Annotated in this window: 10 protein-coding genes; 9 read left to right on the top strand and 1 reads right to left on the bottom strand. The window is 72.2% G+C overall.

From position 1 onward, the window contains the following. Window positions 1-121: 121 nt before the first annotated feature. Together QM626_RS14655 and QM626_RS14660 are read left to right on the top strand one after the other, a co-directional pair. Window positions 122-1,354, top strand: a complete 1,233-nt coding sequence (locus QM626_RS14655) for a pyridoxal-phosphate-dependent aminotransferase family protein (RefSeq protein ID WP_415077701.1) — start codon at window positions 122-124, stop codon at window positions 1,352-1,354. Then, a complete protein-coding gene (locus QM626_RS14660; protein ID WP_415077702.1) occupies window positions 1,354-2,661 on the top strand; it encodes an allantoate amidohydrolase in 1,308 nt (435 codons plus the stop codon). Before QM626_RS14655 ends, QM626_RS14660 begins: the two co-directional genes overlap by 1 nt. 137 nt (window positions 2,662-2,798) lie before the next feature. Here QM626_RS14660 and QM626_RS14665 read toward each other — a convergent pair whose 3' ends face one another. After that, the gene (locus tag QM626_RS14665) at window positions 2,799-3,932 is read right to left on the bottom strand and encodes a citrate/2-methylcitrate synthase (protein WP_415077703.1); all 1,134 of its coding nucleotides are present in this window, start codon (window positions 3,930-3,932) and stop codon (window positions 2,799-2,801) included. A 78-nt stretch (window positions 3,933-4,010) separates the two neighbouring features. On the opposite strand from QM626_RS14665, the gene QM626_RS14670 reads away from it, so the two are divergent. From QM626_RS14670 to QM626_RS14700, 7 genes are all read left to right on the top strand, one after another. Next, the gene (locus QM626_RS14670; RefSeq protein ID WP_415077704.1) at window positions 4,011-5,192 is read left to right on the top strand and encodes a citrate/2-methylcitrate synthase; all 1,182 of its coding nucleotides are present in this window, start codon (window positions 4,011-4,013) and stop codon (window positions 5,190-5,192) included. A 297-nt stretch (window positions 5,193-5,489) separates the two neighbouring features. After that, window positions 5,490-5,624, top strand: coding sequence for a hypothetical protein (locus tag QM626_RS14675; protein ID WP_415077705.1), 135 nt, complete (start codon window positions 5,490-5,492; stop codon window positions 5,622-5,624). Beyond that, on the top strand, window positions 5,621-5,710 hold the full coding sequence (gene kdpF, locus QM626_RS14680; protein WP_415077706.1) for a K(+)-transporting ATPase subunit F: 90 nt from the start codon (window positions 5,621-5,623) through the stop codon (window positions 5,708-5,710). Before QM626_RS14675 ends, kdpF begins: the two co-directional genes overlap by 4 nt. After that, window positions 5,710-7,383: a potassium-transporting ATPase subunit KdpA gene (gene kdpA, locus QM626_RS14685; protein ID WP_415077707.1), complete on the top strand. Its 1,674-nt coding sequence runs from the start codon at window positions 5,710-5,712 to the stop codon at window positions 7,381-7,383. The genes kdpF and kdpA overlap by 1 nt, the downstream gene beginning before the upstream one ends. A 3-nt stretch (window positions 7,384-7,386) precedes the next feature. Beyond that, entirely contained in the window at window positions 7,387-9,594 is a 2,208-nt protein-coding gene (gene kdpB / locus QM626_RS14690; RefSeq protein ID WP_415077708.1) for a potassium-transporting ATPase subunit KdpB, read from the top strand. A gap of 35 nt (window positions 9,595-9,629) precedes the next feature. Then, the gene (kdpC, locus tag QM626_RS14695) at window positions 9,630-10,244 is read left to right on the top strand and encodes a K(+)-transporting ATPase subunit C (RefSeq protein ID WP_415077709.1); all 615 of its coding nucleotides are present in this window, start codon (window positions 9,630-9,632) and stop codon (window positions 10,242-10,244) included. Between the two features lie 3 nt (window positions 10,245-10,247). Then, on the top strand, window positions 10,248-11,768 hold a 1,521-nt coding region (locus QM626_RS14700; protein WP_415077710.1), incomplete at its 3' end, for a DUF4118 domain-containing protein.

An 11,768-nucleotide genomic window follows, 5' to 3' on the forward strand; every position in this document is an offset into this window, starting at 1 on the left:
ATCCCCTCGCCCCCCGCCTTCCCCGCGAACCCGTATCCGATTCGCGAGCCCGTACCCCATCCGCGCGATTCGAGCACGGGCTCGGCGCCCGAGTACGGGCTCGCGGGGGGAGGGGACAAGCATGAGAAGCGCGATCCCCGGTCCGATCGACCCGCCCGCCCGCCTGCTGATGGGCCCCGGCCCCATCTCCGCGTATCCCTCGGTGCTGCGGGCGATGTCGGCGCCGCTCGTGGGCCAGTACGACCCCTTCATGACCGCCGCGATGACCGAGACGCAGGAGCTGTACCGGCGGGTCTGGGCCACCTCGAACGAGGCGACGATGCTCGTGGACGGCACGAGCCGTGCCGGCATCGAGGCCGCGATCGTCTCGCTGATCCGTCCCGGCGACCGCGTGCTCGTGCCGGTGTTCGGCCGGTTCGGCCACCTGCTGGCGGAGATCGCCGAACGCGCGCTCGCGGAGGTGCACACGATCGAGACCGAGTGGGGGCAGGTCTTCCCGCCCTCGGTCATCGAGGAGGCGATCGTGCGCGTCAGGCCGACGCTGCTCGCCCTGGTGCAGGGCGACACCTCGACGACCATGAACCAGCCGCTCGACGAGATCGGCGCGATCTGCGAGCGGCACGGCGTCCTCTTCTACACGGACGCCACCGCCTCGCTCGGCGGGAACGCCTTCGAGGCCGACGCGTGGGGGCTGGATGCGGCGACCGCGGGTCTCCAGAAGTGCCTCGGCGGCCCCAGCGGCTCGTCGCCGATCACCCTCAGCGAGAAGGCGGTCGCCGTCATCCGCTCGCGCACGAAGGTCGAGGCCGGCATCCGCGAGGCCGGCGACGCGGACGCCGAGGACTTCATCCGCTCGAACTACTTCGATCTCGGGATGATCCTCGACTACTGGGGCCCGCGGCGCCTGAACCACCACACCGAGGCCACCAGCATGCTCTACGCCGCTCGCGAGTGCGCCCGCGTGCTGCTGCTCGAGGGCAGGGACGCCGTCATCGCCCGGCACGAGCTCGCCGGCCGTGCCATGCTCGCCGGCGTCGAGGGCCTCGGCATGGCGGTCTTCGGCGACAGGGCGCACAAGATGAACAACGTCGTCGCGGTGGAGATCCCCGACGGCGTTCCGGGCGATGCCGCGCGCGCCGCGCTGCTGGAAGACTTCGGCATCGAGATCGGCACCTCGTTCGGGCCGCTCCACGGCCGGGTCTGGCGTATCGGCACGATGGGCTACAACGCCCGGAAGGACGCCGTGCTCACGACCCTGGCGGCGCTGGAAGCCGTGCTGCGCCGCTTCGGCGTGGCGGTTCCCGCCGGCGGCGGAGTGGATGCCGCATCCGGCATATATCGGGAGGCGCCCTGATGCCGCTGCTGACCGGGGTGTCGCCCGACCGCATCGCCGCGGCCGCGCGCCGGGTCATGGCGCGGTGCGACGAGCTCGCGCGGGTCAGCTCGACCCCGGACGGCATCGAGCGCATCTACCTCTCCCCCGAGCACGCGCGGGTGAACCGCCTCGCCGCGGAGTGGATGCGCGAGCTCGGCATGCGCACCCGGCAGGATGCCGCCGGCAACCAGCTCGGCCGGCTCGAGCGGCTGGCCGGCGACGGGCTCGACCCCGACGCGCCGGCGCTCATGATCGGCTCGCACCTGGACACCGTGCGTGACGCCGGCCGATTCGACGGGATCGTCGGCGTGCTCATGGCGCTCGAGGTCGCCCGGCTGCTGCGCGTGCCCGCGGCCGACGACCGCTACGGCGTCCCGCTGCCGTTCGCGCTGGAGGTCATGGCCTTCTCGGACGAGGAGGGCGCGCGGTTCGGCAAGGCGCTGCTGGGCTCCTCGGCCGTCGCGGGGCTCTGGCACGACGACTGGTGGGCGCTGACCGACACCGACGGCACGACGTTGCGGCAGGCCTTCCTGGAGTTCGGGCTCGACCCCGCGCGCGTGGGCGAGGCGGCACGCCGTCCCGACGAGCTCGTGGGCTACCTGGAGGCGCACATCGAGCAGGGGCCCGAGCTGGATCGTCGCGGCGAGGCGCTCGCGGTCGTCAGCTCGATCGCGGCGGCGCGCCGCTTCCAGCTCGTGGTCGAGGGCGAGGCCCGGCATGCCGGCGGCACTCCGTACGACATGCGCCGAGACGCGCTGCTGGGGGCGAGCGAGGCGGCTCTGGCGGTCGAGCGGATCTGCGCCGCCGAGCACCACATCATCGGCACGGTCGGCCAGCTCGAGGCGTTCCCGGGTGCGGTGAACGTCGTGCCCGGCCAGGCGCGGCTCTCCCTCGATCTGCGCGGCGAGTTCGACGGCGAACGCGACCGGGTGTGGGATGAGATCTCCCGCGAGCTGGACACGATCATGGGGCGCCGGCACCTGCGCTGGCAGGCGCGGGAGGTGCACAACGCGCCGGCCGTCATGTGCGCGCCGCTGCTGCAGGACGTCGTGCGGGAGGGCATCAGCTCGACCCTGCCCGGGTCCGACCAGCCGGAGACGCTGTTCAGCCCGGCGGGCCACGACGGGATGTCGATCGGCGCCGTCGCGGATGTCGGGATGCTGTTCCTGCGCAACCCCGACGGCATCAGCCACCACCCCGACGAGGCGGTGTCCGCCGCCGACGTGGCCCTCGGCATCCGCGCCCTGGCAGAGTCGGTGCTGCAGCTCGCCGCCGACCGCGCCTGAGCCCGGATCCCGCGCCCCGAGCCTCTCGGGATCCTGAGGAGATTCGGGTCGCCGCGGGCGGATCCGGGGATCTTCCTCCTCAGGATGCCGGATCTCCTCGGAATCGGGACGTGGCGGCGATCGGCGCGGGCGATGCGTTAGCGCACGGCCGGGCCGACATAACGTGCGGAGGGGCGGAAGATCTTCGGGTCCTCGGCCTGTTCGAGCACGTGAGCCGCCCAGCCGATCGTCCGCGCGAGCGCGAAGGTCGCGGTGAAGAGCTCGCGCGGCACCCCGACGCGCTCCATGACCACCGACGCGTAGAACTCGACGTTGGCGTGCAGGGCTTGCCCGGGCTTCGCCTCGGCGAGCAGCCGCTCGGCGGTCCGTTCGAAGGCGAGCGCCACCTCGACGCGGTCTCCGCCGAGCGAGGTCGCGATCGACCGGAGCAACTCGGAACGGGGGTCGGCGGTGCGATAGACGGCGTGACCGAATCCCATGAGCCTGCGCCCGGCCGTCAGCTCGGCACGGATCCACGGCTCGATGTCCGCCTCGTCGCCGATCCGGTCGAGCGAGTCGAGCACGCGAGAGGGCGCACCGCCGTGGAGCGGCCCGGAGAGGGAGCCGAGCGCGCCGGCGAGCGCCGAGGCGATGTCGGCGCCGGTCGAGGCGATCACCCTCGCCGTGAAGGTGGATGCGTTCAGGCCGTGGTCGATGACGGCGACGAGGTAGGCGGTGAGCGCCCGCTCCTCGTCGGGCGTGGGCACCCGGCCGCTGAGCCCGTGGAGGTAGTTCGCGACGAGACCGCGGTCGGGCAGCGGCGTTCGCTCCGTCCGACCGCTCCGGAGCGCCGGGATGAGGGCGGGCACCATGGCGGTCAGGGCGAGCGCCTCGCGGCGGCGCCCGTGCGGGTCGAGGTCGTACAGCGGACGGGCGCCGATCGAGGCGGCGGCGAGCGGCCATGCCGCCTCGAGCGCATGCACCGCGTCGACGGACCGCGCGGCGACCCGGTCGACCAGCTCGTCGACGGGGAGGGCGGCGATGACGGCCGCGACCTCGTCGCGGAAGTCGTCGGCCTCGGTCTCCGAGGGCAGGCGGCCGTGGAGGAACAGATACCAGACGGCCTCCAGGCTCGCGGTGCGGGCGAGTGCCACGGCGTCGTGCTGCCGGTACTGGTAGTAGCCCTCCAGGCCGTGCACGTCACTGATCGAGGTCGTCGTCACCGCGACGTTCGTGAGGCCGCGGGGCACCTCGATGAGGGTGTCGTCCATGCGGCGGGGCTGGATGGGCATGGGGTCCGCCTTCCTCGGTTCGAGCCAGTCTCGAACTGGATCGAGCCGGTGGTCAACGTTGATCGCGTCAATGCGAAGATGGTGACGATGGACCAGCTGCCGCGCCTCACCGCCGAGGAGACGGCTGCGCGGCTGGGGATCAAGCTCGAGTCGCTCTACGCGTACGTGTCCCGGGGCGTGCTCACGCGCGAGCGCACCGCCGCCGGCTCGACCTTCGACCCCCTGGAGGTCGAGACGTTCGCGGCGAGGCGGAGTCCCCGGACCGTGGCGGTGAACGGCCACGCGCCCGGCCGTCCGCTCATGGTGCTCGACACCGACATCGCGCTCATCGAGGACGACGAGCTCTACTTCCGGGGGCGCCGCGCCCGCGATCTCGCACGGCAGGGGTTCGAGGCGGTCACGGCCTGGATCTGGGGTGGACGGCTCGGGTTCGAGCCGTTCCCGGCCTCCACGCCGACGACCCCGATCGCCGCGGGCGAGACGTTGCTCGACCGGCTGAGCCGCTCGGTCGCGGCCCGGGCCGCGGACGATCCGCTCCGCCACGACCTGGACCCGGGGGTCGTGGCGACGACCGGCCGCCGCATCATCGCCGCCGAGGCCGGAGGCGCCGGTGCCGCCGGCGGCGAGACGATCGCCCGGCGCCTGTGGACCGCGCTGTCCACCCGCCCGGCCGACCCGAGCGGCGTCGCCGTCCTCGACGCGGCGCTCGTCCTCCTCATCGACCACGATCTCGCCGTCTCGACCGTCGCCGCCCGAGCCGCGGCATCCGCCCGGGCGAGCGTCTACGGCTGCGTTCAGGCCGCGCTGGGGGCGATGGACTCGGCTCTGCACGGGAACGCGAGCGTCGCCGCCGCGATCCTGCTGCGGCGGGTGCTCGACGGCGAGGACCCGCGGGCGGCGCTCGCCTCGACCGTGGCCGCCACGGGTCGCGCCGTCCCCGGATTCGGGCAGCCGATGTACACCGCCGAGGATCCGCGCGCGACGGAGCTCTTCGCCCTGCTGGCCGACTACGGGCCGGCGGCGCCGGTGCTCGATGCGGTCGTCGGGATCGCCGACGAGATCGGCACCCGCATCGGCCGGCATCCGAACGTCGACCTCGCGCTGGCCGCGCTCACGCTGTCGGCGGGGATGCCGGACGAGGGCGGTCCCGCGATCTTCGCGATCGGCCGCACCGTGGGATGGATCGCCCATGCGATGGACGAGTACACGCGCACGCCGCTGCGCTTCCGTCCCCAGGGGCGGTACGTCGGCCCGATGTGACCCGCGCGCGGGATGCGCGGAGGCTCTCCCGATCCTGAGGAGAATCGGGTCGCCGCGGGCGGATCGGGGGATCTTCCTCCTCAGGATGCCGGATCTCCTCGGAATCGCAGGATGCCGGATCTCCTCGGAATCGCCGTCGGGGCCCCGGCGCACGGATGCCGTCAGCATCCGGCGCATGCCCGTATGCGTTCCGTGAGGACGGCGGCGCGCGCCGGCGCGCGAGGGTTTCATCGGAGCTGCGTCCGCGGGACGTGCGGCCCCGGTCCCCGGGTCGCGGATGTGCGAGTGAGGTGTCTCATGCTCGACGTGCTCTATGTCCTGGGCGTCATCGTCCTGTTCGCGCTGGTCGGACTGATCGGCAAGGCGGTGGAGCGGCTGGCTCCGGCCGCCCCGCCGAGGCCCGACGCGACGCGAGAGGAGGATCGCGCGTGATCGTCTTCGACGCCGTCGCCGTCGTGCTCGGCGTGGCCGCGATCGTCTACCTCGTGTTCGCCCTGCTGAAGCCGGAGAAGTTCTGATGGAGTGGGTGTACGCGCTCCTCGCCCTGCTGACGCTCGTCCTGTTCCTCGCGGTCGCGTACCGTCCGCTGGGCGACTACATGGCCCGGGTCTACACGAGCCGCAGGGACTGGCGGATCGAGCGCGGCGTGTACCGGCTGATCGGGGTCGACTCGAGAGCTGAGCAGACGTGGCCGGCCTACCTCCGCGGCGTGCTGATGTTCTCGTTCGTCGGAGTGCTGCTGGTATACGCGTTCCAGCGGCTGCAGGAGTGGTTGCCGTACTCGCTCGGGCTGAGCGCGGTCGGCGAGCACCTGGCTTTCAACACGGCGATCTCGTTCGTGACGAACACGAACTGGCAGTCCTACTCGCCCGAGACCACCCTGGGCTACACGGTGCAGCTCCTCGCGCTCGCGGTGCAGAACTTCGTCTCCGCCGCTGTCGGCATCGCGGTGGCGATCGCGCTGGTGCGCGGGCTCGCCTACCGGCGCTCCGGCACGATCGGCAACTTCTGGGTCGACCTGGTGCGCGGCGTGCTGCGCATCCTGCTGCCGGTCTCCTTCGTCGCCGCGATCGTGCTGCTGGCCGGCGGCGTCATCCAGAACTTCAACGGGTTCCAGGAGGTCACCACGATCACCGGCGCCACCGCGACCGTGCCGGGCGGCCCGGTCGCCTCGCAGGAGGCGATCAAAGAGCTCGGCACCAACGGCGGCGGCTTCTTCAACGCGAACTCGGCGCACCCCTTCGAGAACCCGAGCGCGTGGACGAGCCTGTTCGAGACCCTGCTCATGCTGCTCATCCCGGTGTCGCTGACCCGCACCTTCGGCAAGATGGTGGGCGACACCCGCCAGGGCTACGCCGTCCTCGGCGCGATGAGCGTGCTGTTCGTGGCGTCGTTGGCAGCGCTCACCGCCTTCGAGCTGGCCGGCAGCGGCACCGCGCCGGAACTGGCCGGCGGGGCCCTCGAAGGCACCGAGAGCCGGTTCGGGCTCGTGCTGACCTCGCTGTTCGACACGACCAGCACGATCACCTCGACCGGTGCCGTGACCGCCATGCACGACTCGTTCACCGCCCTGGGCGGGATGATGACGCTGATCAACATGATGCTGGGCGAGATCGCGCCCGGAGGAGTGGGCGCGGGGCTCTACGGCATCCTGGTCATGGCCGTCATCGCCGTGTTCATCGCGGGGCTCCTGGTCGGTCGCACCCCGGAATACCTGGGCAAGAAGATCGGGGCGCGGGAGATCAAGCTCGCGAGCCTCTACCTCCTGGTCACCCCGGTGCTCGTGCTCGCAGGCACGGCGCTGAGTCTCGCGATCCCGGGGGTGCGCGAGGACGTGGAGAACACGTCGATCTTGAACCCGGGCGTCCACGGCTTCACGGAGGTGCTGTACGCCTTCACCTCCGCGGCGAACAACAACGGCTCCGCCTTCGCGGGCCTCGCCGCAGCGACGCCCTGGCTGGACACCGCGCTGGGCGTGACCATGCTGCTGGGTCGGTTCGTCCCGATCGTGCTCGTGCTGGCGCTTGCCGGCTCGCTCGCGCAGCAGGACAGGGTGCCGGCCACCGTCGGCACCCTGCCCACCCACCGGCCGCTGTTCACGACGCTGCTGATCGGCACCGTCGTGCTGGTGGCGGCGCTGACCTATTTCCCCGTTCTCGCGCTGGGTCCCCTGGCGGAAGGGCTTGCCTGAATCATGTCGACCATCACCCGCACCCCGGTGCGCTCCGCCTCCCGGCCCCGGGGCGGGATCTCCCTCGCGCAGGTCCGGGCCGCGCTGCCCGGCGCCGTCCGGCGGCTGGACCCGCGCGAGCAGTGGCGCAATCCGGTCATGTCCATCGTCTGGGTCGGCGCCCTGCTCATCACCGTCCTCGCGATCGCCGAGCCGTTCCTCGGCGGGCCGGAGGCGTCCGGCGGCACCGCCGTGCCGGTCTCGTTCACGTGGACCATCGCGGCCTGGCTGTGGCTCACCGTCCTGTTCGCGAACGCCGCCGAGGCGATCGCCGAAGGACGCGGCAAGGCGCAGGCGGACACCCTGCGCAAGACGCGGACGAGCACCGCAGCGCACCGCATCGCCGGTTACGATGCCGCCGCCGACCCGAGCGCCGAGCACGCCGAGGTCGCGGAGGTCGCCTCCGCCGACCTCCGGCTGGGCGACGTGGTCGCGGTCGCCGCGGGCGAGCTGGTCCCCGGCGACGGCGACATCGTGTGGGGCATCGCCTCGGTCGACGAGTCCGCGATCACCGGTGAGTCCGCCCCCGTCATCCGGGAGTCCGGCGGCGACCGCTCGGCGGTCACCGGCGGCACCCGGGTGCTCTCCGACCGGATCGTGGTGCGTATCACCTCCCGGCCCGGCGAGACCTTCGTCGACCGGATGATCGCGCTCGTCGAGGGCGCCGCCCGGCAGAAGACCCCGAACGAGATCGCCCTGAACATCCTGCTCGCGTCGCTGTCGATCGTCTTCGTCGTCGTCGCGCTGATCCTGAACCCGGTCGCCTCCTACGCGGCGAGCCCGGTCAGCGTCACCGTGCTGGTCGCCCTGGTGGTCTGCCTCATCCCGACGACGATCGGCGCCCTGCTGTCGGCGATCGGCATCGCCGGCATGGACCGCCTGGTGCAGCGCAACGTGCTGGCGATGTCGGGCCGGGCGGTCGAGGCAGCCGGCGACGTCACGACGCTGCTGCTGGACAAGACCGGGACGATCACCTACGGCAATCGCCGCGCGTCGGCCTTCGTCGCGCTGGCGGGCGTGGACGCCGAGGAGCTCGCCCGGACGGCCGCCCTGTCGTCCCTCGCGGACCCCACCCCCGAGGGGGTGTCCGTGGTCGAGTTGGCTGCGCAGCGCGGTCTTCGAGTCGAGGAGCCGGCCGGCGCGACGGTCGTGCCGTTCACGGCGCAGACCCGCATGAGCGGCCTCGACCTCCCCGACGGGACGCAGATCCGCAAGGGCGCCGGCTCCGCCGTGCTCGCCTGGCTCGCAGAGGACGGCGAGGTGCCGGCATCCGTCCGCGACGCGATCACGCGGGAGACCGACGCGATCGCGCAGAGCGGCGGCACGCCGCTGGTCGTCGCCGTCCAGGTGCGCATAACTCAGGCAGATTCGACTCGGGGAGCGGTTCCGCTGCCCGGAACGACGGATCTGCCTGAGTTACGCACCGCGACCGGCCGGATCCTCGGCGTCGTCCACCTGAAGGATGTCGTCAAGGACGGCCTGACCGAGCGCTTCGCCGAGCTGCGGGCGATGGGCATCCGCACCGTCATGATCACCGGCGACAATCCACTCACCGCCGCCGCCATCGCGAAAGAGGCCGGAGTCGACGACTTCCTGGCCGAGGCCACCCCGGAGGACAAGCTGGCGCTGATCCGGAAGGAGCAGGCGGGCGGCAACCTCGTCGCGATGACCGGCGACGGCACGAACGACGCCCCGGCGCTCGCGCAGGCGGATGTCGGAGTGGCGATGAACTCGGGCACCTCGGCGGCCAAGGAGGCCGGCAACATGGTCGACCTCGACTCCGACCCGACGAAGCTCATCGACATCGTGCGGATCGGCAAGCAGCTGCTCATCACCCGCGGCGCGCTGACGACGTTCTCGATCGCGAACGACGTCGCGAAGTACTTCGCGATCATCCCCGCCATGTTCATGGGCGTGTTCCCCGGGCTCGCCGTGCTGAACGTCATGCAGCTGCACTCCCCGGCGTCCGCGGTGCTGTCGGCGATCGTGTTCAACGCGATCGTCATCGTGATCCTCATCCCCCTCGCCCTGCGCGGCGTGTCGTACCGGCCGGTGAACGCGTCGAAGATCCTCGGCCGCAACCTGCTCGTCTACGGCCTGGGCGGCATCGTCGCGCCCTTCGTCGGCATCTGGCTCATCGACCTCGTCGTGCGCCTCATCCCCGGCTTCTGAACCGGGCCTCACGACCCGGACCAAGGAGAGAACCGATGAACTCGTCCACCCGCTCTGCCGGCCGCACCCTGTGGGTGGCGGTGCGCGCGATGGCGGTCTTCACCCTGTTGTGCGGCCTCGGCTACACGCTGGTCGTCACCGGCATCGGGCAGCTCGTCTTCCCCGGCCAGGCGAACGGCTCCCTCGTGACGGACTCCGACGGCGAGGTGGTCGGCTCGACCCTGATCGGCCAGGGCTTCGTCGACGAGAACGGCGACCCGCTGCCGGAGTACTTCCAGTCCCGGCCGTCCGCGGCCGGCGACGGCTGGGACGGCGCGAGCTCGTCCGGCACGAACCTCGGGCCGGAGAACGAGGATCTCGTCGCCGCCATCGAGCAGCTCAGGCAGGAGATCGCCGAGTTCGACGGGGTCAGCGTGGAGGATGTCCCGGCCGACGCGGTGACCTCCTCCGCCTCGGGTCTCGACCCGGACATCAGCCCGGAGTACGCGGCGATCCAAGTCGATCGGATCGCCGCGGCCCGTGGACTGAGCGTCGCGGAGGTCGAGGACCTCGTCGCCGCGCACACCGACGGCCGCGACCTGGGGTATCTGGGCGAGCCCACGGTGAACGTGCTGGAGCTTAACCTGGCACTCGACGAACTGAAGGGCTGAGCCATGGGCGCACCGGGACGGCTGCGCGTCCTGCTGGGCGCCGCGCCCGGCGTCGGCAAGACCTTCGCCATGCTCGAGGAGGGCAGGCGACTGCTCGCCGACCATCGAGACGTCGTCGTGGCGGTGGTCGAGACCCACGGTCGTGCGGCGACGGCGGCCATGACCGAGGGCCTGCCGCTCGTGGCCCGGCGCGTCGTCCTGCATCGCGGGGTCGAGCTCACCGAGATGGACCTGGACGCCGTGCTCGCCCGACGTCCGGACGTCGCCCTGGTCGACGAGCTCGCGCACACCAACGCGCCCGGATCGCGTCACGAGAAGCGGTGGCAGGACGTCGACGACCTGCTCGCCGCGGGCGTCGACGTGATCTCGACCGTCAACATCCAGCACATCGAGTCGCTCAACGACGTCGTCGAGAAGATCACCGGCGCGCCGCAGCGCGAGACGATCCCGGACGAGGTGCTGCGCGCCGCCGACCAGGTGGAGGTCGTCGACCTCGCGCCGCAGGCGCTGCGCGACCGGCTCGCCGCCGGCTTCGTCTACCCGGCGGAGCGCATCGACGCCGCGCTGTCGAACTACTTCCGGCTCGGCAACCTCACCGCCCTCCGCGAGCTCGCGCTGCTGTGGCTCGCCGACGAGGTCGACCAGGCGCTGAAGGACTACCGTGACCAGCACGGCATCGACAGCACCTGGGAGGCGCGGGAGCGGGTCGTGGTCACCCTCACCGGCGGGCCCGAGGGCGAGACGCTCATCCGACGCGGTGCGCGCATCGCCGCCCGCTCCGCCGGGGGTGAGCTGCTGGCGGTGCGCGTGATCAGCCCCGACGGCCTGCGAGCGGGGGACCCGGCGTCGCTGGCGCAGCAGCGCGCCCTCGTGGAACAGCTCGGCGGCAGCTACCACCAGGTGGTCGGCGAGGACATCCCCGGTGCGCTGGTCGAGTTCGCGCGGTCGGTCAACGCGACCCAGCTCGTGATCGGGGTGAGCCGCCGGGGGCGCCTCGCGGCGCTGCTGACCGGCCCGGGCATCGGCGCGACCGTGATCCGCGAGTCCGGCGACATCGACGTGCACATCGTCTCGCACGCCGCCGCGGGCGGCGGGTCCGCCCTCCCGCGCCCGGGGGGAGCGCTGAGCCTGCGACGCCGGCTCGGCGGGTTCGCCGTGGCCCTGGTCTGCGGCCCGCTGCTGTCGTGGCTGCTGGTGTCGCTGCGCAGCGAGGAGCTGATGACGGCCGACGTGCTCAGCTACCAGCTGCTGGTCGTGGTCGTCGCCCTGGTCGGCGGCATCTGGCCCGCCCTGTTCGCCGCCGTGCTGTCGGGGATCACGCTGGACTTCCTGTTCATCGCGCCGTACTACACGATCACGATCAGCAACCCGCTGCACCTGCTGGCGCTGATCCTGTACGTGACCATCGCGCTGCTGGTCAGCGTCGTGGTCGACCGCGCGGCGCGCCAGACCCGAGCCGCGCGCCGCGCGGCCGCCGAGTCGGAGCTGCTGCAGACCGTCGCCGGCAGCGTGCTGCGCGGCGAC

It is taken from the genome of Microbacterium sp. (assembly GCF_047606385.1).
Classification (GTDB): Bacteria; Actinomycetota; Actinomycetes; order Actinomycetales; family Microbacteriaceae; genus Microbacterium.

Bases quoted from the DNA above. Each gene is read 5' to 3' on its own strand.
- QM626_RS14655 (WP_415077701.1), top strand. From the start codon at position 122: ATGAGAAGCGCGATCCCCGGTCCGATCGACCCGCCCGCCCGCCTGCTG.
- QM626_RS14660 (WP_415077702.1), top strand. From the start codon at position 1,354: ATGCCGCTGCTGACCGGGGTGTCGCCCGACCGCATCGCCGCGGCCGCG.
- QM626_RS14665 (WP_415077703.1), bottom strand. From the start codon at position 3,932: ATGCCCATCCAGCCCCGCCGCATGGACGACACCCTCATCGAGGTGCCC.
- QM626_RS14670 (WP_415077704.1), top strand. From the start codon at position 4,011: ATGGTGACGATGGACCAGCTGCCGCGCCTCACCGCCGAGGAGACGGCT.
- QM626_RS14675 (WP_415077705.1), top strand. From the start codon at position 5,490: ATGCTCGACGTGCTCTATGTCCTGGGCGTCATCGTCCTGTTCGCGCTG.
- kdpA (WP_415077707.1), top strand. From the start codon at position 5,710: ATGGAGTGGGTGTACGCGCTCCTCGCCCTGCTGACGCTCGTCCTGTTC.
- kdpB (WP_415077708.1), top strand. From the start codon at position 7,387: ATGTCGACCATCACCCGCACCCCGGTGCGCTCCGCCTCCCGGCCCCGG.
- kdpC (WP_415077709.1), top strand. From the start codon at position 9,630: ATGAACTCGTCCACCCGCTCTGCCGGCCGCACCCTGTGGGTGGCGGTG.